We start from the raw sequence: 22,786 nt of genomic DNA on the forward strand, positions 1-22,786 counted from the left end.
CCCCCGCTCGCGGAGGCGGGAAGGCGGGGTCTTCCGGGGCGGTGCCGGGTCAGGGCATGCCGGGCAGGGCGCTGAGGAACGCGTGGAGGCTGCGGCTGTTGATCGGGTCCCTCTCCAGCGCGTCCGGGAACACCTCGGCGAGGACGGCGTCGGCGTCGTGGTGCCGTGCGGCGGCCCGTACGGCGTCGTCCCAGCGCTCGTGCAGCAGTGCGAGCTGAGGCCGCCAGTCCAGTCCGGCCAGGCCCGGTGGCAGCCGGTCGGCGTCGGCCGGGGGTGGGGTGGGCGCCCCCGCGGCGCCGCCCGGCGGGCGGTCGGCCGTGGTGAGGTCGTGCACCTCACGGCGGGCCCGGCCGTCCTTCCGCAGCACCATGAAGCAGGTGTAGAGGCGGGAGGCGCCGAGGGCGTCGGTGTGGGCGTCGAGGCGGCGCAGCAGTTCCTCGGGACTGTCACCGGGGTTGTGCGGGGTGGCCCGCAGCGCGGTGAGTGCGCTGCGGGTACGCATCGGCAACCGTGCGTGGACGGTGACCCATACCGAGCTGTCACCGGCGAGTGCGAAGATCTCCGGCAGCGCCCGGGGACCGCCGAGGTCGCCGGCGCACTCGAAGCGCATCACCAGGGCCCCGCCGTCGCGCAGTATCCGGGGCGCGTTCTCCCATACGGTCCGCACGACGGCGAGCCCGTCCGGGCCGCCGTTCCCGGCGGGACCGTAGGCCACGGTGTCGGGGACGGGGAGGCCGGGCGGGTTGGCGGCGACGAAGTCGTAGCGGGCGGCGCCCGCCAGGGCCCGGCCGGCGTCCGCGTGCTCGGCCTCGACACGGTCGGCGACCCCGTTGAGCGCGGCGGTGGCAATGGTCGCGGCCACGCAGTCGGCGCTGATGTCGATCGCCGTGGTGCGCAGGCCGCGGCCGGCCAACGCGGCGGCGGTGAGCCCCGAGCCGCAGCCGATCTCCAGGGCGGTGCCCTCGGCGTGCGTGCTCAGCACCCGGTCGGTGAACATCAGGCCGTCCTCGCCGAGGTACACGCCGCTGCGGGGCGGGCGAGCGTGGTGGTCGCCGACGGTGAGCAGTCCGCGGAAGGCGGTGAAGTAGTGGTGCGCGGTGCGGTACGGGGCGGCGTCCCCATCGACGTCCGGGAGCGGGGCGCCGTCGGCGGACCCGTCCGGGGGTGCCATCAGGTGGAGGGCGGCCAGGGCGTCGGACAGTTCGGGCGGCGGCGCGGTGTGCGACCGTCCGAGGTGCAGTAGGCGGAACAGCGGATCGTTGCCCACCTGGTCGGTCAGCCACGGGTGGTGGATCGATCCGGCGGCCTGACGGTACGTCTCCGCCCGCAACGGCCAGTCAAGAGCGCGCAGTACCTTCCCCAGCCGCGCCCAGGCGGCCAGGTCGCCGCGGGGTGCGGGGGTGGGGGCGGGAGGCGCGGCCGGAGCGGTACCGGATGCGGACACGGGGCGGCTCTCTGCTGTGGTCGGCTGTCGTCGCACAGTGGTGTGGGGCTCCTTCTGGGTTCGGGTGCCGAAGGGGTCGCCTCTGATGGCCGGGGCGCGGAGCTCCGTGCGCGGTTCCTGCCGCCAGGCTTCGCGGGGCGGTTGCGCAACCTCGGCTCCCGATCTTGCCGAGTCGCGGAGTTGTGCACCACCGGCCGCATTGTGCGAAACGGTGTTGTCTTCAACTGCCGCACAGAACAGGTGCCCGGGGCAACGTTCGTGGCCCCGTTGGACAGGGTGCCCTGACCGCTGCTGAATGGCGCTAAACATCGCGAACGAAATGCGTCAAAACTTCGTCAGAAAGCCTATTGACGGGGCGATGCGGTGTGCACACTTGGCTTCGGCCTCTTGATCAACTCTTTGCCCGCAGGGTATGACTGGTGGGCGCCGTACATCCAGAGGTTGTGCACTGACCGGCGCGCCTTCTGGGAACGCATGGGAAAAAACGGAGACCCCTATGTCTGCCGGCATCAGGGGATACCGGTGCGGTATGTGAACCGAGCGCAGCGACTACAGTCAGTACATGGACACTCAGGGGGAACGATGGCGAGGCCGGAGCGGCCACTCGACACCAACGCGGGACCTCTCGAACGTTTCGCGCACGAGCTACGCACGCTGCGACAGCAGGCGGGTAACCCGGCTTACCGCTGTCTGGCCAAACGCACACATTACTCCGTCACGTCACTCGCCCAGGCCGCCCGAGGGATGCAGAAACCTTCACTGAAAGTCACCCTCGCCTATGTCGGAGCCTGCGGCGGTGACCCTGAGGTGTGGACGCGTCGATGGTACGAACTGAGCCGGGAACTGGGCGAAACGACCCCGACCGCCCCCTCGTCCACCCCCGCCGACCGGCCCGTCACCCGACACGCCATCCCTTCTCCTTCTTCTTCTCCTTCTTCTTCCCCTTCCACCGCGTCCGCCGGCCGTGCGCGCCACGCTGCCGGCCTCACCTCTCCCGAGCGCGCGGAACTACAGGAACTTCGTCGCCAGGTGGCCGAGTTGAGGCGGACGAACGAGGTCCTCAAGGCCGCCTCGGCAATCTTCGCGGCCGACCTCGACCGTTTCGGCGGCACCGGGAACTCCGCTCCCCGCGGTCCGGCGCGGCCCTCGCTGCCGCCACGTTCTGCGGCGCTGGCCCGGTCCCGGAAGTAGAAGTAGCCGCCGCGCCACATGCCGTCGCCTCCAGGGGCCCCTAAGGGGTTGTCCTATGTGGTGCGGGCGGACATATCGCTTGTAACAGGGCAGGGCAGTCCGTTCGCGTCCGACGGGATGTGCAGCTCGGAAGCCGGCGTACCCCGCCCCACGCATCGGAGATATCCGCCTCACCACACAGGAAGCCGTCCACGCTCCAGCGAATCCCAGGTGGCCTCACGGCGCGGTTCGGTTGAATTCCTGGTGAATGTTTCAGGTGCCTTCCGCTGGGCCGCGCTCGCCTCCGCGGCCGCCCCGGGGTGATTCCGTACCCGGCATGCGCGGAAAGGGGGCGCCGCGCTCTGCGGAATATCCGCAGACCTCACCGAGAATTGTGCGGTGCGTGCGCCGGATCCCGAGCCTCACAACTTTTGTGGTGGTGTACAAGTCGGCGACTCGGCAAGATCGGCCACCGTTCACGCGAACCGCCACCCAAGGCGGCGCTGCGGTCCAACCGCGAGTGTGAATTCAGATCCGAATCCTGGGGGAGCCGATGAACGCATCGCCGCAACCCGCGTACCGATACCGACCGACTGCGATCTGCGAACCGGATTGGCGTCGATTCCCGGGCTGGCGGGATGTCACGACCGAGCAATGGGAGGACCCCCAGTGGCAGCGAACCCACTGCGTCAAAAGCGCCGGGCAACTCCGTAGGGTCGTTGGCGACCTGCTGGCCGAGGAGTTCTACGAGGACTGGGAGCGCGACCGCCGGCGCTGGGCGACCATGTCGGTCCTGCTGCCGCCGCAGATGCTGAACACCATGGCCCCGACGGCCGAGCCGAGCGGGCCGGGCTCGCTCACCAAGGCCTTCTACGAGGATCCCGTCCGCCGCTACATGCTGCCGCTCGCCTCCGATCGGCAGTCGGAATGGCCCTCGCACCCCATGGCCAGCCGGGACTCCCTGCACGAGCAGGACATGTGGGTGGTCGAGGGGCTGACCCACCGCTACCCGACCAAGGTGCTGGCCGAACTGCTGGCCACCTGCCCCCAGTACTGCGGGCACTGCACCCGCATGGACCTGGTGGGCAACTCGACCCCCCAGCTTGAGAAGCACAAGCTGCAACTCAAGCCGGCGGACCGGGCCGAGCGCATCCTGGACCACCTGCGCAAGTCTTCCGGCATCCGGGACGTGGTGGTCTCCGGCGGCGATCTGGCGAACCTCCCCTGGCCGCGCCTGGAGTCCTTCCTGGCCTCCCTGCTGGAGATCGAGAACATCCGCGACATCCGTCTGGCCAGCAAGGCGCTCATCGGCCTGCCGCAGTACTGGATGTCCGGCCCCGTACTGGCGGGCCTGGAGCGGATCGCCGAGGTGGCCCGGGCCCGCGGCGTACAGATCGCCCTGCACACCCACGCCAACGTCGCCCAGCAGATCACCCCGTTGGTCGCGACGGCCGCCCGCAAACTGCTGGACGCCGGCCTGCGCGACGTGCGCAACCAGGGTGTCCTGATGCGCGGTGTCAACGACCAGCCGCACGAACTCCTCGACCTCTGCTTCGCCCTCACCGACCACGCGGCGATCACTCCGTACTACTTCTACATGTGCGACATGATCCCCAACGCTGAGCACTGGCGCATACCGGTCAGCCGGGCACAGGACATCCAGCACCAGATCATGGGCTACCTCCCGGGTTTCTCGACCCCGCGCATCGTCTGCGATGTGCCGTTCGTCGGGAAGCGGTGGGTCGACCAGTTCGACGCCTACGACCGGGAACTGGGCATTTCGCACTGGAGCAAGAGCTATCTGACCCCGTTGGAGACCGAGGACCCGGACGCGCTGCAGCGCACGTACCACTACTACGACCCCATCGACACCCTTCCGGAATCCGGCCAGCGATGGTGGCGGAGCCACAAGGACACCGAATCTGCCACCCCCCTCAGGGAAACGCCCCTCCGGGGTTAGAGAAAGGGAAACCTCTCCGTCATGCCCAGTCTCCGTATTCGTCCGGAAGCCCCCCCGATCCTCGAAGAGTGGTACCGCCGGCACCTCAGCTCCGCTGTGCATGACATCAGCTCCAGCGGAGTCCAGCCGTACTCCTTCGCCGAGATCCGGCGGCTGTGCGGAATCCGGCAACAGGACCTGGACGGCCTCGTCATGGACGACAGCGTCTCCCAGGGAGGCGAGGGGATCCGGCAGGCGATCGCGGACCGCTACTGCGGTGGCGACGCGGACCGGGTGATGGCCACCCACGGCTCCAGCGAAGCCATCGCGTTGACGCTGGCCACCCTGTTGCGGGCGGGCGACCGCGTGGTCGTGCAAGAGGGCATCTACCACTCGCTCGGGCACTACCCGCGGGCCGCCGGCTGCCAGGTGGAGACCCTGCCCCTGGCGGCCGTCCAGGACGGCGAGGTGGCTCCGGAGACGCTGCGCGAGGTCATCACGCCCGGCACCGCCGCACTGATCGTCAACTTCCCCCACAACCCCAGCGGCGTCAGCCTGTCGGAGAAGGGGCTCCACGCGCTCCTCACCCGGCTCGACGAGGTCGGTGCGGTGTTGGTGTGGGACGGGGCGATGGCGGAGGTCGCGCACCGCTGGGAGGTGCTGCCCGACCCGGCCACGCTCTACGAGCGCACCGTGTCCTACGGGACGTTCTCCAAGACCCTCGGCCTGCCGGGACTGCGGGTCGGCTGGTGCGTGGCCCCTCCGGAGCTGCTGCGCGCCACCTTCCCCCTGCGGGACCGCACCACGCTGTTCCTCTCGCCCCTGGTCGAGTTGATCGCCGCGCGCGCCATGCGCGCCGCCGACCAGCTCGTGGGGCGACGCGCGGCCCAGGCCGGCCGGAACCTGGCCCACTTGACCACCTGGGCCGAGGAGCACCGCGACTTCGTGCGCTGGACCCGGCCCGACGGCGGGGTGTGCGGCGTGCTGGAGGTCGAGGACCCGGCCGCGCCCGACGCGGCGCGAACCGTCGAGGACTTCTGCCGCCGCCTGCTGGCCGAACACGGCACCCTGCTGGTCCCCGGCTCCGCCTTCGGCGTACCGCACGGCGTGCGGCTGGGCTTCGGCGGCGCCGAGGAGGAGTTCCGCGCCGGACTGGAGCGCCTCTCCTCGTTCCTGCGAGCCACCGGGCGCCGTCGATGAACGGGCCGGCACACAAGGACCCGCGCGGTACGGACTTCCTCGCCCTGTGGGCGCGGTCGGTGCACGACCACGCCGACGCGCCCGCACTGATCGACGGCGAACGCACCCTCAGCTACCGGGCGATGGACCGGCTCACCGACCGGTGGGCCGCGGAGCTGGCGGCCCGCGGCGCGGGCCCGGAGGAGATCGTCGGCCTCGCCTTCGCCACCCCCCGGGACACGGTCCTGGGCATGGTCGCGACCCTCAAGAGCGGCGCCGGTTTCACCGTCCTCGACCCCCGGCTGCCCCCCGCCGCCCGCCACTCGCTCGTCTCCCGCGTCGGCGCGTGCGCGTGGGCCGGTGACGGCGAGCACGCCCCGGCGGGCGCCTGGCGGCCGTCCCCGGCCCCCGGCCAGGACCCGGCGCGGCCCTGGCGGACCCGGCCGGCCGACGCCCGCCAACTCGCCTATGTGCTGTTCACCTCCGGCTCCACCGGGCAGCCCAAGGGCATCGTCATCGAGCGGGCCGCCCTGGGACACTTCGCCTCCGCGGTGGCCACCCGGCTGGCCCTGGCTCCCGAGGACCGCTGGCTCCAGATTGCCTCGCTCGGCTTCGATGTCGTGATCGAGGAGGTCTTCCCGGCACTGGCCGCCGGCGCGGCCGTGGTGTGCCGCCGGGACGGCCGGGCGCTGGACGCCGAGGAACTCCACAGCCTGCTCACCACCAGCGGTACCACGGTCGTCGAACTGTCCACGCAGTACTGGCTGGAGTATGCCCGCTGGCTGCGCGCGGGCGCGCTGACCACGCCCGAGGCGCTGCGCACGGTCGTGGTCGGCGGCGAGCGCATGGACCCCGACGCGTACCGGCGCTGGCAGCGCGAGCAGCGAACGGCCCTGGTCCACGTCTACGGTCTCACCGAGTGCACCGTCAGCTCCACCATGTACGCCGGGACGCTGCCCGACTCCGCCACCGACGTACCGCTGGGCACCCCGCTCGACGGCGCCGAGGTCACCGTGCGCCGCGACGGGCGCGTGGTGCCCGTCGGGGAGACCGGCGAGATCCACATCGGCGGGCCGCTGCTGGGCCGTGGCTTCCTGGACGACCCGGAGCAGACCGCGCGGCGCTTCCCACTCGACCCCCTTTCCCCCGACCCCGAGGCACGCGTGTACGTGACCGGCGACCTCGGCCGGATCGACGAGGACGGCCAACTGGTCTTCCTCGGCCGGGTCGACGACCAGATCAAGATCCGGGGCCACCGGCTGGAGCCGGCCCACGTCGAGCGGGAACTGTGCGGGACGGGCCGGGCGGACCAGGCCGTGGTCTTCCCCGATCCGGACACCGGAACGAGCCTGTGGGCGTTCATCGTTCCCCGGGAGCCGGGCGCCGCCCCGCCCCCGGGGGAAGCCGTCCGGCTCAGCGGCGCCGAACGCGCCGAGCTGACCGGGAAGCTGGCGGCCGCGCTGCCCGACTGGGCCGTGCCCCAGGTGCTCTACCGGGTGGCGGTGCTGCCCAAGAACCCCCACGGCAAGATCGACCGGCGGCAGCTCGCCGCGTGGACCGGCGGCCGGACCCCGGGCCCGGCGCAGCCGGCACCGGAGACGGCCGAGGAGCCGCTGCGCACCGTTCTGCATCACTTCCGCGACGTCCTGCGGGAGCCCGCGCTCGGGCCCGACGACAATTTCTTCGACCACGGCGGCCAGTCGATCCTGGCCATGCGCCTGCTCGCGCTGCTGCGCGAGTCGTTCCGAGCCGCCGAGGGACTGCGGGCAGCCACGCTGTTCACCAGCCCCACCCCGCGGCGGCTGAGCCAGGTGCTCACCCGCCAGGCCGCCGGCGCGAGCCCGCACTGACCTTCCCGACCTACACCGCGGTCCCCGCCCCCGTGAGCCGACGGCTGCCGCCCGGCCCACGGTGACCGCATGCCCGCACGGCGGCCCGACGGCCGCCCGACCCCATCGCGTACGCCCCACCATCACTTGGGAGTTGGCATGCCGAACGACACCACGAGCTACACCCTGGACTCGCGCGAGGCCACCGATGTCGCGGAGTTGAGCCTCGCCCTGTCCCGCAGTTACCGGTCCTTCGACGATCCGGAACTGCTGCGCGATCTGCCGACCCTGGCCGCCGAGCTGCCCCGGAACGTCCAGCGGCACCTGCGCGAATTCCAGCTCGCCGACCGGCGTGGGTTCACCGCCATCCGCGGCCACCACTTCGACCAGGAGCGCATCGGCCCCACCCCCGAGCACTGGCGCGGCCGCGAGCGCCCCGGTCCGGAGTTCCCCGAAGAGATCCTGTTGCTGCTGTACTCGGCCCTGCTCGGCGAGCCGTTCGGCTGGGCGACCCAGCAGGACGGCCACCTCGTCCACGACATCTTCCCGATCCGCGCGCACGAGGACGACCAGCTCGGGATGGGCAGCAAGGAGCTGCTGACCTGGCACACCGAGGACGCCTTCCACCCCTACCGCAGCGACTACCTGATCCTCGGTGCGCTGCGCAATCCCGACCACGTCCCCACCACGGTCGGCGAACTCGACCTGTCCTTCCTCTCCAAGGAGGACATCGACCAACTCTTCGAGCCGCAGTTCTACATCGCGCCGGACGAGTCGCACCTGCCCAAGAACAACTCGGTCGCCTCGCAGGAGGAGATGAACCGGTTCGCCACCATCCTCCGCATCGTCGAGGAGCGCCGGCCGGTGGCGCTCCTGTACGGCTCCCGCCAGGACCCGTACATGCGCGTCGACCCGTACTTCATGGACCTGCCCGACGACCCGGACGCCTGCCGCGCCTACGAGGCACTGTGCAAGGTCATCGACGCCGGGATGCAGGAAGCCGTGGCGGAGCAGGGTGACTTCCTGGTGATCGACAACCACCGCGCGGTGCACGGCCGACTGCCGTTCAAGGCCCGCTACGACGGCACGGACCGCTGGCTGAAGCGGGCCTGCGTCACCACCGACCTGCGCCGCTCCCGCGAGCTGCGGGCCACCGCCGACGTCCGCCTGCTCGGCTGAGGCGGCACCCCGTGCGCCACACCCTCACCGACCTCTCCCGTGAGCCGGGGCTCGCACCCGAGGTGGATCGGCTGATCGGCGAGAACATGCCCGAGTTCATGTCCTGGGAATCGCCGGGCAACTGGCGCTGGAACCGCCTGTACGAGCTCTTCCCCCGGCACCAGCTCTGCGCGGTCGACGAGGACGGCGGGCTGCTCGCCGCCGCCAACGGGCTGCCCGTCCGCTGGGACGGCACCGCGGAGGGCCTGCCGGGCGGGGCCGACGACGTCCTCGTCGACTCCGTCGACCACCCGCCGGAGCGACCGGACGCGCTGTGCATGCTCTCGGTCTCGGTGGCCGCCGGACACCGGCGCGCCGGGCTGGCCGAACGCCTGCTGACCGCGGCCCGGGACGCCGCAGCCGCCGCCGGGCTGCGGGGCGTGCTCATCCCGGTGCGGCCGACCCGTAAGCACCACTACCCCCTGATCCCCATGGACCGGTACGCCGCCTGGCGGCGCGCGGACGGCAGTCGCTTCGACCCGTGGCTGCGCACCCATCTCGACCTCGGTGCCCGGCTGCTGTCCGTCGCCGAGCGCTCGCTGGTCATCCGGCAACCCGTCGCCCGATGGGAGCGGGCGCTGGGCCGGGCCATGCCGGAGGCGGGCGACTACCTGCTGCCCGGGGCGCTGTCCCCGGTGCGGGTGACGGCCGACGGCTTCGGCACCTACACCGAGCCCAACGTCTGGGTTCACCACCCCTCAACCCCTACCAACTGATCGGAGAAGCGATGCCTCCGCTTCGTCTCGCCATCGTCGGCTGCGGTGCCGCGGCCCGCGCCTGCCATCTGACGGGGCTGCCGCCCCTGAACGGCCGTGTGCAGCTCACCGCGCTGATCGACCGGGACCCGCGCCAGGCCGAGGACGCCCTCGCCCTGTACCGCGAGCTCGGCGGCACCGACGCCGAGAAGGTCGTGCTGGCCACCGATCCGGCCGAGGTGCCGGACGCGTTCGACGCGGCCGTGGTCGTGGTCCCGCACACCAAGCACGCCGAGACGGTCGAGCCGCTGCTGACCGCCGGCAAGCACGTCCTGCTGGAGAAGCCCATGGCCACGAGCGTCGCGGACGCGCGTCGCCTGGCCGAGGTCGCGCAGGCACACCCGGACACCCTCCTGGCCATGGCCCACCCCCGGCGGCTGTTCCCCGCCTACGCGTGGATACGGCGGATGATCCAGGCCGGGGACCTCGGTGAGCTGTGCCGCGTCGAGTGGACCGAGGGCCACCCCTACGCATGGGAGCCGGTGTCCTGGTCCATGTTCGACCGCCGGCTGGCCGGTGGCGGGGTGCTCACCGACACCGCCTCGCACGTCTTCGACACCTTGCTGTGGTGGCTCGGGCCCACCGTTGAAGTCGTGGACTACCGTGACAACTCCCTGGGCGGCGTGGAGACCGACGCCACGGCGCATCTGCGGTTCGGCACGGTCGACGTGTTCGCGGAGTTCAGCCGGCTGCGGGCGCTCGGCATCTCGTGCACCGTCGTGGGCACCAAGGCCACGGCCACCATCGGCACCGACTTCCCGGCCGGCGAGTGCACCCTCACCACCGCCTCCGGTGAGGTGCTGCACCGCGGCGACATCGACCCGGTCGCCCCCGCCCAAGGCGAGTGGGAGCTGCTGTTCACCGAGCAGCTCGCCAACTTCGCCGCCGCTTGCCGGGGGCAGGCCGCGCTCCACTCCGACGCTGCGGACGGCGTGCGCGTCGTGGAGCTCCTCCAGGAGTGCTACCAGGGGGCGGCCCGCACCCCCTGGCCTCAGCCGTGGACCACCCGTGGCACCGACAACGCAGGAGTTACCCGATGAGTTCTCTGACAGGTCGCACCATCGCCGTCACCGGCGCGAGCGGTTTCATCGGCGGCCGGGTCGTCGAACGGCTCGTCCTCGGCACGGACGCCCACGTGCGCCCGGTGGTCCGCGGCTTCGGCCGGGTGGCCCGGCTGTCGGTCCTGCCGCAGGAGCGGATGGCGTTCCGCGGCGCGGACCTGCTGGACGTCGAGTCGCTGCGCGCGGCATTCGAGGGCTGTGACACCGTCGTCCACTGCGGCTTCGGCAGCGCCGGCGACGAGGCCGCCCGGTGGGCCGCCACCGTCGACGGCACGGCCAACGTCCTGGCCGCGGCCAAGGCCGCCGGGGTGCGCCGCGTGGTGCACCTCAGCACCATCGACGTCTACGACACCACCTCGGCCCCGGAGGTCACCGAGGCGACCGCCTACCGGGCCGAGGACGCCTCGGACCGCGAGTACGAGCAGCAGAAGCTCGCTGCGGAGAAAGCCGTGATCGCCGCCCACGGCGACGGGATCGAGACCGTGGTGCTGCAACCCGGCGTGGTCTACGGGCCCTGGGGTGGACAGTGGACGGGCGCGCAACTCGACCGCCCCGCAGGGGACTTCGCGGTGCTGCCCGGCAGGGACGGCGGCGTGTGCAACGCGGTGTACGTCGACGACGTGGTGGACGCGGTGCTGCTGGCCGCGGCGTCCGAGCGGGCCGCCGGAGAGCGTTTCCTCATCGGCAACGAGGAGGAGGTCGACTGGGGGCGCTTCTTCGACGCCTTCCGCGACATGCGGCGCCTGGACGGGCAGCCGGGCGGCGCGGGCGGTGAGGTGCCGGACTGGGAGCTGGAGCTGTACCGCTGCCCGGCCAGGGCGCGCTTCGACAAGGCCCGCGACCTGCTCGGCTTCCGCGCCGCCGTGGACTTCGCGGAGGGCATCGCGCTGACCGCCCGGTGGGCGCAGTGGGCCGGCCGGGTGCCGGCCACCGAGCAGCAGGTCGGGGCCCATTGATGAGCGACGTCCGCGACGTCCTGGTCGTCTCGCCGCATCCCGACGACGACGTCATCGGGTGCGGCGGGTCGATCGCGAAGCACGTCGCCAACGGGGCCCGGGTGACCGTGGTGATCGTCATCGGCCGGGAGCGCAGCGCGCACGACGACGCGGTGTCGGACGCCGAGTTCGACGCCGAGACCGAGCAGGCGGCCAAGGCCCTCGGCGTGCACCGGTGTGTACGGCTGGAGGAGCCGTCCCGCGACTTCGCGCTCACCCGCCGGGTCCACCTCGCCCTGGTGCGGGTGCTCCGCGAAGTGCGGCCGCAGGTCGTGTACGCGCCGCACGACAACGACGACGACGTGGAGCACCGGATGGTGCACCAACTCACCACCGAAGCGCTGTGGATGGCCCAGTCGGCCTTCTTCCAGGAGGCCGGCGCGGAGCCGATGCCCGCTCCGGACCTGGTGCTCGGTTACGAGGTGTGGGCACCGCTGGCGCGGTTCCAGTACGCCGAGGACATCGGCGCCCACATCGACACCAAGGTCGAGGCCATGCGCGCGTACCGTTCCCAACTGCGGCACGCGGCCTGGGACGAGGGCATCCGCGGACTGGCCGCGTACCGCGGGGCGGTCACGGCGGGTTCCGGGCACGCCGAGGTGTTCCAGGTGCTGGGACTGCGGGCGCGGGGCGGACATGGGTGACCGGGTATTGGTCTGCGGCCTGGGCGGGGGCATGGACCACTCCCTCGGCCGGCTCAAGGACCTGGGCCTCGAACTGCTGGTGGCGACCGACCGGCCCACCGACCGCGCCCGGGCCGCGGCGGACCACCTGCTGGTGGCCGACCCGAACGACACCGCCGCGGTCCTGGCGGCGCTGGACGCGGCCGGGATCACCACGTTGGACGGGGTGTTCTCGCTGGGCGCGGACAACCCGCCGGTGATCAGCGCGTTGGCGCAGCGGTTCGGCTGCCCGGGTCTGCCCGTCGCCACGGCGCTCGACTGCACCCTGAAGGACCGGCGGCTCGACCTGCTGCGGGCGGCGGGGCTGCCGATGCCCCGCCACCGCGCGGCCGACGGGATCACCGAGGCGCTGGCCGCGCTCGCCGAGATCGGGCTGCCCGCCGTGATCAAGCCGTGCGACCAGTCGGGCTCGGTCGGCGTGGTCAAGGTCGAGTCAGCCGACCGGGCCCGGGACCTGGCCGACCAGGCGCTGCGGCTCAGCCCGAGCGGCCGGGTGGTCATCGAGGAGTACCTGGAGGGCACCGAACACACTTTGGCGGCCTTCATGGTGGACGGCCGGCTCCATCCCTTCGGTTTCGCGGACCGGGAGTACGGCCGCAAGGAGGAGTTCGCCCCGTACTTCTTCGAGGGCGGGGACACCCTGCCCAGCGTGCTGAGCCCGGCGCAGATCGACGAGGTCGCCGACACCGTGCGCCGCGGTGCGGTGGCGCTCGGCCTGGACCCGGCGGTGATCAACACCGACATCCTGCGCACCCGCGACGGCCGGGTGATACCGCTGGAGATCACCTGCCGGCTGACCGGCGCGCGCATCGCCACCGAGGTGATGCGGCTGGCCACCGGCGTGGACCCGCTGCCGAACGTGGTGCGCCTGGCGCTCGGCCGGGCCTTCGTGCCGGAGGAACTGGTGCCCACCCGCCGGCGCGCGGTGGTACAGCGCTTCGTGCCCGTCGACGGCGGCGTCGTCCGCCGGGTCGGCGATCTCCAGGACGCCCGGCGCGAGCCCGGGGTGCACGACGTCTTCTGGGGGCTCGACCTGCGGCCGGGAATGGTGCTGCCGCGCTACAGCGGCGGCGCGGACGTGCTGGCGGGGGTGATCGCCTCGGCGCCCGGGCTGCCCGCGGCCGAGGAGATCGCCCGGCGCGCGCTGGCCTCTCTGCCGGTCGACATCGACGGCGCCGGGACTGCCGGCGGGGAGCTCGCGCGAGGCGAAGAGCCCCCACCCGCCCAGGTGCCCGTACGTACCGAGAAGCCCGTAGCAAGCACAAGATCACGAAGGACACGGCAATGACGCAGACGCACACCGCCACAGAGCCGGTGGACGAGGAGACCCTCGCCCGGGGCATCGCGCGGACCAGCGTGATCATCGCGCTGCGCGACGACCTCCGGATCGCCGACTGCATCGACTCGATCGACGAGGACGTCGAGATCGTGCTGGCGCTCAACGGGCCCACGGACGAGATCAAGAAGCTGATCGCCAACCACCCGCGCCCGCTGACGGTCACCGAGATCCCGGACGTGGGGAACCTGGGCGCGGCGTACAACGCCGGCGCCGAGGTGGCCAGGGGCCAGTACCTGCTGCTCATGGACTCCGACTGCACCTTTGCCCCGGGCGTGGTCCGGGACATGGTGCGGGCCGTGCTGACCGCCCCCGTCGTCAAGGGGCAGGTGGTCTACGGCGAGTCGGACGGCCTGCTGAGCCAACTGACCGCGCGCGTGCGCGAGTACGACGAGGGCGACTACATCAGCGCCCTGTCGCCCCCGCTCATCTACAACCGGGACATCGTCGACCACATCGGCGGGTACCACTTCGACCCGCTCATCCACTGGTGCGAGGACCGGGAGTTCGACTTCCGGCTCCAACTGGCCGGGATACCGGTGGTCTACCTGCCGGAGGCCCGGATCTTCCACGACGCGCAGCACGGCTTCCAGAACATGCGCAGCTACTTCCGGTACGGGGTGGGCGAGGGTATCGCCCAGGAGACGGGGGTGTTCACGACCCCTGGCATCCCGGTGGCCTGGCGGCTGTTCGAGGCGTCGCGCACGCTGGTGCACTGCACCCGGGACAAGGGGATCGGGGCGGCCGCGTATTACGCGCTGCTCAAGGCCGCCCTGCACACCGGCACCCTGCACCACCTGCTGAACGACCCGTACCGGGTACGGGACCGCTACCCGGCCCACGCCAAGCGGGCCCGGATGCTGGCCGCCATTCCCCAGCACTGCACCCGGCTCACCAGCGCGCAAAAGCGCCGGCTGCGCCGGGCGCACTGGGAGGCCGGGCGGAAGATCGAGCAGGTCAAGGACTTGTCGATCTTCCACGCCGAGGTCGCTGCCGACTCCGCGCCGACCGCGTGAGCAGCGCTGGTTAGCCGGCGGTGAGCACCGGGAGCCGTAGCCGGGAGGCGTGCGCGCCGCCATGGTGAACCGTGTTGTCCACTACCGGCCGCACCTCGTCGAGCGGCACGGAACCGTCCCACGTGCCGGGGTGGACGTCGAAGCGTGGGGCATTGCTGCCGGCGATCTCCAGCCGGATGCGGTGCCCCGCCGCGAAGACGTGCCCCACCGCCCCGAGCCAGACGTCCACCTCGACGACCTGATCGGGCGTCAGGGGCGTGGTGGGGGTGGCCGACGCCCGGTGCCGCACCCGCTGGATGCCGTCGCACAGCAGCTCCGCGCGACCGTCGGGGCCGACGTCCACCAACTTGGCGGCGATGTCGGTGTCGGGCGCGGTGGAGGACAGGAAGGCCGTCAGCCACACGTCACCGATCACGGTACGGGCGTCAGTCAGCTCCGCGGTGGTGTAGCACAGCACATCGGGTCGCCGCTCGACCGCGCGCTGGTCGAGCGGCCCGCAGTCCGCACCGACGAACATCCCGGGCATCGCGGTCGCGCCTCCGGCGGTGGGGACCGGGTCGTGCGGGTCGTGACGCAGCCGGTCGCGGCCGGCTGCCGCGGGGCGGTCGGCCAACGTCCCGCCTCCGCCGGCGGTGCCGGCGGGCCCGCCGCTGAGGTACCAGGCGGTTTCCCGGGTGCCGGGAACCGGCCAGTCGGGGAAGGTCCGCCAGCGGTCGGCGCCGGTCAGGAAGAGGCGCACCCGGCCCTCTCCGGCCCGGCCCCGGGAAATTCCCTTGAGGTGCCGGTCGAAATGTTCGATATGAAGCCCGGTGACATCCACCGCCCGCTCGTCGGCGGAAAGCCCGTAACGCCGCTGCGGAAAGATTCCGTCGGTGAGGCAGTGACTCCACGGGCCGATCAGCAAAGAGGAGGTGCGGCGGGATTCCGCCGAGCCGCCGTGATCCCGAATTCCTTTGTAATTCTGCAGCGTGCCACCGAGGAAGATGTCGTGCCACCCACCGATGTGCAGCGCGGACGCCGTCATCCGCGGATACGCGGCGTTGGGCGAGCCCTGCCGCCAGGCGGCGTCGCCGGCCGGGCGGGTGAGCCAGTCCCGGTAGTAGGGGGCCAGTCGGTCGAGGAGGTCCATGGCCCGCCACGGCTCGCGGTACAGCTCGTCGATCCGCTCCAGGGCGTCGGCCACCTCGCGGGCCGCGGCGGGGTCCAGGCGATCGCCGTCGTACAGGATGTCGTACAGCACCCAGTACAGTTGGGAACCGAGCTGGAACGCGCCCCCTTGGTGCGTGAAGCCCTCGTACGAGTCGGCGGGCGCGACATGCGGCACGATGGCCCGCAGCGCGGCGGTGCCCGCCCCGGCGGCGAGCAGGGCGGCGAAGCCCTCGTAGGAGCGCCCGAACATGCCGACGGTGCCGTCGCACCACGGCTGGGCGGCGACCCACTCCACCGTGTCCGCGCCATCGGCGGCCTCGTGCACGAACGGCGTGAACGTGCCGCCCGAGCGGAACCGGCCCCGCACGTCCTGCACCAGCAGGTGGTAGCCGGCCCCCACGAGCCGCACGGCGTCGACCGAGCGGCCACCGGGGCCTCCCAACGCACCGTAGGGCGTACGCCTGATGACGGTCGGCAGCGGCCCGGCCCCGTCGGGGCGATATCGCACGGCATGCAATACCGTGCCGTCCCGCATCGGGATTTCCAGGCCGTCTTCCATGACGATGCGCATACTTCTCCTGGTGAAGTGAAAAAGTCAACAGGTATCAATGGCCGCCTCTTTCGAAGCGTAGTACCGCAATGCTCCAAGGACGATAAGGTATTGACAATGCGTCTTTCCACCCCGAATGACGGGACGAGTGCCGAAGTCCCCCATTTCCTCGACCCGTTCTTCGAGGTCGCCCGGCGCGACCCCGCCCGCCCGGCCGTCGTCGACAACGGCCTGGTGATCAGCTACGGCACGCTGGCCCACTGGGCGGCAGCGGTGGCCGCCGCGGTGGCACCGCGCACGGAGGCCCCGCAGTCCCCGGTGGGCGTCGTCGTCCACCACTCGGCCCGCGATGTCGCCGCCATGCTCGGCGTCCTGGCCGCCGGACGGGCCTACGTCCCCCTGGAGGCGTCGCTGCCCGCTGCGCGGCTGGCCGCGACCCTCCGGCTGGCCGGCTGCCACGAGGCTGTCGCCACGGCGGAGAGCGGGTACCAACCCGAGGTCGCGCACCTCGTCCGCCCCACCTGGGCGGCATCCGCGGCGACGCCCCCCGAGGCCCCCGCACCGGTCCCCCCCGAGGCCCCCGCGTACACGCTCTTCACCTCCGGCTCCACCGGCGAGCCCAAGGGCGTCGTGGTCCCGCACCGCGCACTGGCGGCCGTCGTCCCCGAACTCCGCGCCCTCTACGGCGTCGACGAGCGGCAGACGGTGCTGCACTTCCACGGCGCGGGCGGCGACACCAGCCTGGAGGAGATCCTGCCCACCCTGACCGCCGGGGCCATGCTCGTCATCGACGACGCGGCCCATGTCCGGTTCACCGAAACGGTGGTGGACTGCGAGGTCACCATCGCGGTGCTGCCCACCGGCTTCTGGCACAGCCTCGTCGCGGACCTCCTCGACCGGGGGACGCGGCTGCCCCCCTCGATGCACACCCTCGTCATCGGCGGCGAGGCGGTACGGGCCGACATGCTCGACCGGTGGGCCAAGCTCGACGCCGCCCGGGTGCGTCTGCTCAACACCTACGGCTCGACCGAGACCGCACTGGTCACCCACGCCATCGGCCTCGCCGGGCCCGGGGCGGCGCCGCTCCCGGACGCCGGCGGCGCGGTCCCCATCGGCTTCCCCCTGCCCCATGTGCGGCAGCGCGTGGTGGCCGCGGACGACGGCGACGCCACCGGCAGCCCGTACGACAACCGGGACGTCGAGGGCGAGTTGCAGGTGTCCGGGCCGAGCCTGGCGCTGGGCTACCACAACAATCCCGACGCCACCGCCGCACGCTTCCTGGATGCCGGCACCGACGACGGCGCCGGGCCGCGCCGCTGGTACCGCACCGGAGACCTGGTGCGCACCGCGCCCGACGGATCCCTGATCTTCTGCGGCCGCGCGGACCACCAGGTCAAGATCCGCGGCTACCGCGTGGACCTGGGCGAGGTGGAGCACCTCATCGGCCGCTGCCCGGGCGTCGACGCCGTCGCCGCGGCGACGCGGCAGGACGCCGGCCACCCCGCGCTGGTGGCCTTCGTCGTGCTGGCGCGGCACACCGAACCGGACGGGCACGTCCTGGCCCGCATCCGTGCCGAACTCACCGCACAGGCCCCGGCGCACGTCATCCCCGGTCAGATCATCCCGGTACCGGAGTTCGTGCACACCCACACCGGAAAGATCGACCGCAACGCCACCCGCGACCGTTATCTAGGCTGACGACCGCCGCGCCCGCCCCCGGCCCGCGCGGCGGGTGCTTCTCTCATTGCCGGACCACCGTCTTCCCCTCCTGGAGATCCCGTGCCCGTCGGTATGTTCCACCCCGCCGCGTCGCCGGCCACCGTTCCCGAGGCCGACCACCGCAGCGCCTGGCGGTATCTGCGGTGGCTGGTCCGCATCCGCCCCTGGCCGGTCGTGCTCGGCGCCCTCCTCGGCGTGCTGTGGATGGTGCCGCTCGCCCTGCTGCCGCTGGCCGTCGGCCGGGCCATCGACGACGGCCTCCAAGGCGCCTCCACCGCCGCCCTCCTGGGCTGGGGCGGCGCCATCCTCGTCCTGAGCCTGGTCCAGGTCGCGGCGGGCGCCGGACTGATCCAGGCCGCGGTGGGCGGCGAGATGCACGCGGTCTCCCTCACCCACCGCGTTCTGGCCCGCCAGGCCGCCCGGCTCGGCGCCTCGCTACGGCACCAGGCCCGCTCCGGTGACGTGGTGACCATCGCCGCCGGGGACGCCCAGAGCATCGGCAACGCCTTCGAGGTCGTGGGCAGAACCGCGGGCGCGCTCTGCTCCTTCGTCCTGATAGCGGTCGTCCTCACCTTCACCTCCCCTGTGCTGGGCGTGGTGGTGCTGATCAGCGTGCCGGCCGCGCTGTTGGGCATCGGCCCGCTGCTGCGACCTCTCCAGCGCCGCAACGAACGCCAGCGGGACCAGCTCGGCACGGCCACCTCCCAGGCCGGGGACGTGGTCGCCGGGCTGCGCATCCTGCGCGGCATCGGCGGGGAACGCGGCTTCACCGCCCGGTTCGTCAGGGCCAGCCAAGAGGTCCGCCGCGCCGGGGAGCTGGCGGGACGGATGGAGGCGTGGCTGGGGGCGGCCGGGGTGTTCCTGCCGGGCCTGGTGACGATCCTGGTCGTCTGGCTGGGGGCCAGGCTCACCCTCGCCGGGGTGATCACGCCGGGCGAACTCGTCGCCTTCTACGGCGCGTCCGCGTTCCTCGCCATCCCCGTGAGCACCGCCACCGAGGCCGTGGAGTCCCTCAGTCTGGCCCATGTGGCGGCCGGCCGCGTCTGCCGGTTCCTGCGGCTGACGCCCAGGCCCCGACAGCCCGCCGATCCGATGCCCATGCCGCCCGGGCCGCTGTCCCTGACCGACTCGCTCACCGGCATCACCGCGGCCGCCGGCCGCCTGACGGTGGTCGTCGGCCCCGGCGAGTACGCCTCGCGCACGGCGGCCCGCATCACCCGCCACGGACAGGACGGACCCGAGCCCCACACACGGCTGGCCGACGTGCCGCTGGACCGCGCCGACCTGGGCGAGTTGCGGCGCCGGGTGCTGCTGAGCGGTCACACCGACGCGCTGTTCACCGGCCCGCTGCGGGCGGAACTCACCTGCGGCCGGCCGTGCCCGGACGACCGGCTGCGCGCGGCACTCGACGCGGCCGACGCCACCGACATTCTCGGCGCCCTGCCGCACGGTCTGGACACCCACCTCGGCGAACAGGGACGCTCCCTGTCGGGCGGGCAGCGCCAACGGCTCCTGCTGGCCCGCGCGCTGCTTGCCGACCCCGACCTGCTGGTGCTCGACGATCCGACCTCCGCGGTCGACGCGACCACCGAGGCGCGCATCGTACGACGCGTGGCGCGCTACCGCAGGGACCGCACCACCGTCGTCTTCACCCGCAACCCGCTGTGGCTGAACACCGCCGACGCGGTCTGCCGGATCGCACCGGCGCCGGACGGCGACCCGGCCCGCCCGCAGCCGCACCAGACCCTGGAGCAGACCCCCTCATGACGACAGCCCACCCCGCTACCGCCGATCCGTCGGCGCAGGGCCTGCTGCCGCTGGCCGACCGGTCCCATGTCGGCGGCTGGTTCCGGTCGTTCGTGCGCCGCAACGGGGGCCGCATCGCCCTGATGCTCACGCTCTCCGCGCTCTCCCTCGCCGCCGGCCTCATCGGGCCACGGCTGCTGGGCGACCTGGTGGAGTCCGTCCAACAGGGCACCACCGTCCTGCGCATCGACGTGCTCGCCCTCCTCTTCGTGGCGGCGCTGACCGTACAGGCGGTACTCCAGCGCCTGGCGATGGCGCGGTCGGCCGTCCTCGGGGAGAAGGTGCTCGCCGAGACCCGGGAAAACTTCGTCCGCCGCGTGGTCGGACTGCCCCTGGAGACGGTGGAGTCGGTCGGCACCGGCGACCTGCTCAGCCGCGCCACGGCCGACGTGGACCGGCTCAACGAGGGCATCCGCATGGCGATCCCCCGCATCGTCATGGCAGCCCTGTCCCTGCTGCTCGCCCTGGCCGCGATGCTGCTCACCTCGCCGCTCCTGACCCTGGGACTGCTGGCCGGGGTGCCGTTCGCGGTCTTCTCCACCCGCTGGTACCGGCCGCGCGCGACCCGCGCGTACCAGAGCTTCCTGGCCCACGAGGCGGAGGTGCTGGCCAGCATCAACGAGACCGTCATGGGGGCGTCCTCCGTCGAGGCGTTCGGGCTGGCCGACCGTCGGCTCGACCACCACGGCAGGGCGGTGGGCCGCATGGTGCGGGACCGGGAACGGACCACCTGGCTCCAGACGGTCTGGTACCCCGCCCTGGACCTGGCCACCATGGTCCCCATGGCCGTGACCCTGGTCATCGGCGGGTTCGCCTACCGCGGGGGCGTCGTCGGCCTCGGCGAACTCACCGCGATGATGCTCTACACACAGGGACTGGCCGGCCCCCTGAACGAGCTGCTGACCTGGACGGACGAGCTCCAGATCGGATACGCCGCGCTCCGCCGCATCCTCGGCGTCGAGTTGCTGCCCACGGAACGCCCGGACAACGGGGCGGTACCGCGCGGCCGCCACATCCGGCTGCGCGGCGTGCGCTTCGGCTACCGCACCGCGGGCACCGACCCGCAGCACGCCGACGGGCCGGCCGGCCGGGAGATCCTGCACGGCATCGATCTGGACATCGCCCCCGGCGAGCGGCTGGCCATCGTGGGCGCCTCCGGCGCCGGCAAGTCCACCCTCGGCAAACTACTGGCCGGGGTGCACCATCCCACCGGGGGAGCCGTGGAGATCGGCGGCGTGCCGACGCCCGAGCTGGCCATCGAGACGCTGCGCCGCGAGGTCGCCCTGGTCACCCAGGAGCACCACGTCTTCACCGGCACCGTCCGGGACAACCTGACGCTCCCCGAGAAGCCGCTCCCGGAAGGGGCGACGGCCGGGGAGGCGCCGGCCGAATCCGGTGCGGCCTGGCGCGACGAGGAGCTGTGGGAGGCGTTGGACGCCGTGTCCCTGCGGGGGTGGGTCGGCGAGCTGCCCGACGGGCTGGACACCCGCGTCGGGCCGGGGGAGACCGAGGTGTCGGCGGTGGCCGCACAACAGCTCGCGCTCGCCCGCCTCATGCTCGCCGACCCGCACACCCTGGTCCTGGACGAGGCCACCGCCCTGCTGGACACCTCGGCCTCCCGGCACGTCGAGCAGTCGATGGCCGCGCTGTTGGCGGGCCGCTCGGTGATCTCCATCGTGCATCGGCTCGACTCGGTCCAGGACGCGGACCGGATCGCCGTGATGCACGCCGGACGGATCGTCGAACTGGGCAGCCACCAGCAGCTCCTGGCGGACGGCGGCGCCTACGCCGACCTGTGGTCGTCCTGGTGCGCCGCGCGCTCTTCCGCGCCCGCCTCCCCGGACCGGCTCCCCGGGCCGTCGGCCGTACCCGCCTTCCGAAAGGACACCCTCCCCTCATGAACACCGTCCAGACACCGGACGGAAGTGCCGTCGCCGCGGACACCGACCGTCTGATCGCGTACGCCTCGGCCGCGCTCGGCGTACCGCTGCGCCCTGAGACGGCCGTCCCCGACGAGAGCGGCTGGGACTTCTTCGTCCTGCACGTCACCGACGCCCACGGCCGGCAATGGATACTCCGTCGGCCCCGGCGCCCCAGTAGCGTCGCGCAACTGGCCACCGAGGCGGCTGTATTGGACCTGGTCCGCGACCGGGTCGGCGTGCGCACGCCCCACTGGCACGTCAACACCACCGACCTGGTCGCCTACTCCCGGTTGCCCGGCGCACCGGCGGGCGCCGAGGACCAGCGTGACCTCGTCTACAAGTGGGCCATCGACCCCCTGGCCGCCACCGGGCAATATCTTGAGCCACTGGCCCGCGCCCTGGTCGCCGTGCACACCACACCGCCGGAGCTCCTGCACCGCCTGCCGTCGGCCACCCCCGACGGGCTACGGGCCGAGGTGGCCGCCCGGCTGGCGCGGGCCGAGCGCGAGCTGCCGCTGTCCGCGGCCGGCGCCCGGCGCTGGCACGCCTGGCTGGACGACGACGCGCTCTGGCCCGACCACCTCGTACTGATCCACGGCGACATCCACCCCGGGCACACCCTGGTCGAGGACTCACCGGCCACCGGACCCCGCCTCACCGGCCTGCTCGACTGGGCCAACGCCACGGTCGGCGACCCGGCCGCGGACTTCATGGACATGTACTACGCAGGGGGTACGCCGGTCCTCGACCGGCTGCTGGCGGCGTACCGCAGCTCCGGCGGACACGTCTGGCCCGGCATGGCCGCCCACATCCGCGCCCGCGCGTCCTTCCTGTGGGTACATGTGGCGCTGCGCGGCCTGGACACCGACCGACCGCACCTCGTGGAAACCGCCCTGGCCCGCCTCCAGGGCTGACCCGGCCGGCCCGCGGACCGCTCAGGCCCCACCAACAGAAGCCTCCACGAAACCAGGCCCCGCAAAGCGACTCCACGAACGGAAAGTAGGCACGAGGCCAC

At 72.5% G+C, this 22,786-nt stretch carries 16 protein-coding genes; 14 read left to right on the forward strand and 2 right to left on the reverse strand.

Features of this window, described 5'->3' with window-relative positions; translation table 11 throughout:
• Positions 1-49: 49 nt before the first annotated feature.
• Complete coding sequence (locus ACH4EB_RS06165; RefSeq protein WP_398346141.1) at positions 50-1,444, reverse strand: methyltransferase domain-containing protein; 1,395 nt, start codon at positions 1,442-1,444, stop codon at positions 50-52.
• A gap of 1,723 nt (positions 1,445-3,167) precedes the next feature.
• Between ACH4EB_RS06165 and ACH4EB_RS06170 the strand changes: the two genes are divergently transcribed.
• The 10 genes from ACH4EB_RS06170 (at position 3,168) to ACH4EB_RS06215 (ending at position 14,625) form a co-directional block, all read left to right on the forward strand.
• Positions 3,168-4,574: a KamA family radical SAM protein gene (locus tag ACH4EB_RS06170; RefSeq protein WP_398346142.1), complete on the forward strand. Its 1,407-nt coding sequence runs from the start codon at positions 3,168-3,170 to the stop codon at positions 4,572-4,574.
• Between the two features lie 21 nt (positions 4,575-4,595).
• The gene (vioD, locus tag ACH4EB_RS06175) at positions 4,596-5,753 is read left to right on the forward strand and encodes a capreomycidine synthase (protein ID WP_398346143.1); all 1,158 of its coding nucleotides are present in this window, start codon (positions 4,596-4,598) and stop codon (positions 5,751-5,753) included.
• A complete protein-coding gene (locus ACH4EB_RS06180; RefSeq protein WP_398346144.1) occupies positions 5,750-7,582 on the forward strand; it encodes an amino acid adenylation domain-containing protein in 1,833 nt (610 codons plus the stop codon). Before vioD ends, ACH4EB_RS06180 begins: the two co-directional genes overlap by 4 nt.
• Before the next feature lie 138 nt (positions 7,583-7,720).
• On the forward strand, positions 7,721-8,740 hold the full coding sequence (gene vioC / locus ACH4EB_RS06185; RefSeq protein ID WP_398346145.1) for an arginine beta-hydroxylase, Fe(II)/alpha-ketoglutarate-dependent: 1,020 nt from the start codon (positions 7,721-7,723) through the stop codon (positions 8,738-8,740).
• Positions 8,741-8,751: 11 nt separating this feature from the next.
• Positions 8,752-9,495, forward strand: coding sequence for a GNAT family N-acetyltransferase (locus ACH4EB_RS06190; RefSeq protein WP_398346146.1), 744 nt, complete (start codon positions 8,752-8,754; stop codon positions 9,493-9,495).
• Positions 9,496-9,506: 11 nt separating this feature from the next.
• Entirely contained in the window at positions 9,507-10,574 is a 1,068-nt protein-coding gene (locus ACH4EB_RS06195; RefSeq protein ID WP_398346147.1) for a Gfo/Idh/MocA family protein, read from the forward strand.
• Positions 10,571-11,551, forward strand: coding sequence for an NAD-dependent epimerase/dehydratase family protein (locus ACH4EB_RS06200; RefSeq protein ID WP_398346148.1), 981 nt, complete (start codon positions 10,571-10,573; stop codon positions 11,549-11,551). Before ACH4EB_RS06195 ends, ACH4EB_RS06200 begins: the two co-directional genes overlap by 4 nt.
• Entirely contained in the window at positions 11,551-12,234 is a 684-nt protein-coding gene (locus ACH4EB_RS06205; RefSeq protein WP_398346149.1) for a PIG-L deacetylase family protein, read from the forward strand. Before ACH4EB_RS06200 ends, ACH4EB_RS06205 begins: the two co-directional genes overlap by 1 nt.
• The gene (locus ACH4EB_RS06210) at positions 12,227-13,561 is read left to right on the forward strand and encodes an ATP-grasp domain-containing protein (protein ID WP_398346150.1); all 1,335 of its coding nucleotides are present in this window, start codon (positions 12,227-12,229) and stop codon (positions 13,559-13,561) included. The genes ACH4EB_RS06205 and ACH4EB_RS06210 overlap by 8 nt, the downstream gene beginning before the upstream one ends.
• Positions 13,558-14,625 (forward strand): glycosyltransferase family 2 protein, encoded by a 1,068-nt coding sequence (locus ACH4EB_RS06215; RefSeq protein WP_398346151.1) that lies wholly within the window; start codon positions 13,558-13,560, stop codon positions 14,623-14,625. The genes ACH4EB_RS06210 and ACH4EB_RS06215 overlap by 4 nt, the downstream gene beginning before the upstream one ends.
• A gap of 10 nt (positions 14,626-14,635) precedes the next feature.
• Here ACH4EB_RS06215 and ACH4EB_RS06220 read toward each other — a convergent pair whose 3' ends face one another.
• A complete protein-coding gene (locus tag ACH4EB_RS06220; RefSeq protein WP_398346152.1) occupies positions 14,636-16,345 on the reverse strand; it encodes a CocE/NonD family hydrolase in 1,710 nt (569 codons plus the stop codon).
• Positions 16,346-16,441: 96 nt separating this feature from the next.
• On the opposite strand from ACH4EB_RS06220, the gene ACH4EB_RS06225 reads away from it, so the two are divergent.
• The 4 genes from ACH4EB_RS06225 (at position 16,442) to ACH4EB_RS06240 (ending at position 22,685) form a co-directional block, all read left to right on the forward strand.
• The gene (locus tag ACH4EB_RS06225; protein ID WP_398346153.1) at positions 16,442-18,022 is read left to right on the forward strand and encodes an amino acid adenylation domain-containing protein; all 1,581 of its coding nucleotides are present in this window, start codon (positions 16,442-16,444) and stop codon (positions 18,020-18,022) included.
• 81 nt (positions 18,023-18,103) lie between these two features.
• Positions 18,104-19,810, forward strand: a complete 1,707-nt coding sequence (locus ACH4EB_RS06230; protein ID WP_398346154.1) for an ABC transporter transmembrane domain-containing protein — start codon at positions 18,104-18,106, stop codon at positions 19,808-19,810.
• Complete coding sequence (locus ACH4EB_RS06235; RefSeq protein ID WP_398346155.1) at positions 19,807-21,750, forward strand: ABC transporter ATP-binding protein; 1,944 nt, start codon at positions 19,807-19,809, stop codon at positions 21,748-21,750. Before ACH4EB_RS06230 ends, ACH4EB_RS06235 begins: the two co-directional genes overlap by 4 nt.
• Positions 21,747-22,685: a macrolide 2'-phosphotransferase gene (locus tag ACH4EB_RS06240; protein ID WP_398346156.1), complete on the forward strand. Its 939-nt coding sequence runs from the start codon at positions 21,747-21,749 to the stop codon at positions 22,683-22,685. The genes ACH4EB_RS06235 and ACH4EB_RS06240 overlap by 4 nt, the downstream gene beginning before the upstream one ends.
• Positions 22,686-22,786: the final 101 nt, after the last annotated feature.

Source organism: Streptomyces sp. NPDC018045 (assembly GCF_044327445.1).
GTDB lineage: Bacteria > Actinomycetota > Actinomycetes > Streptomycetales > Streptomycetaceae > Streptomyces.

Excerpts from the sequence above, each read along its gene's own strand:
- ACH4EB_RS06170 (WP_398346142.1), top strand. The coding sequence starts at position 3,168 with ATGAACGCATCGCCGCAACCCGCGTACCGATACCGACCGACTGCGATC.
- vioD (WP_398346143.1), top strand. The coding sequence starts at position 4,596 with ATGCCCAGTCTCCGTATTCGTCCGGAAGCCCCCCCGATCCTCGAAGAG.
- ACH4EB_RS06180 (WP_398346144.1), top strand. The coding sequence starts at position 5,750 with ATGAACGGGCCGGCACACAAGGACCCGCGCGGTACGGACTTCCTCGCC.
- vioC (WP_398346145.1), top strand. The coding sequence starts at position 7,721 with ATGCCGAACGACACCACGAGCTACACCCTGGACTCGCGCGAGGCCACC.
- ACH4EB_RS06195 (WP_398346147.1), top strand. The coding sequence starts at position 9,507 with ATGCCTCCGCTTCGTCTCGCCATCGTCGGCTGCGGTGCCGCGGCCCGC.
- ACH4EB_RS06200 (WP_398346148.1), top strand. The coding sequence starts at position 10,571 with ATGAGTTCTCTGACAGGTCGCACCATCGCCGTCACCGGCGCGAGCGGT.
- ACH4EB_RS06205 (WP_398346149.1), top strand. The coding sequence starts at position 11,551 with ATGAGCGACGTCCGCGACGTCCTGGTCGTCTCGCCGCATCCCGACGAC.
- ACH4EB_RS06210 (WP_398346150.1), top strand. The coding sequence starts at position 12,227 with ATGGGTGACCGGGTATTGGTCTGCGGCCTGGGCGGGGGCATGGACCAC.
- ACH4EB_RS06215 (WP_398346151.1), top strand. The coding sequence starts at position 13,558 with ATGACGCAGACGCACACCGCCACAGAGCCGGTGGACGAGGAGACCCTC.
- ACH4EB_RS06220 (WP_398346152.1), bottom strand. The coding sequence starts at position 16,345 with ATGCGCATCGTCATGGAAGACGGCCTGGAAATCCCGATGCGGGACGGC.
- ACH4EB_RS06225 (WP_398346153.1), top strand. The coding sequence starts at position 16,442 with ATGCGTCTTTCCACCCCGAATGACGGGACGAGTGCCGAAGTCCCCCAT.
- ACH4EB_RS06235 (WP_398346155.1), top strand. The coding sequence starts at position 19,807 with ATGACGACAGCCCACCCCGCTACCGCCGATCCGTCGGCGCAGGGCCTG.
- ACH4EB_RS06240 (WP_398346156.1), top strand. The coding sequence starts at position 21,747 with ATGAACACCGTCCAGACACCGGACGGAAGTGCCGTCGCCGCGGACACC.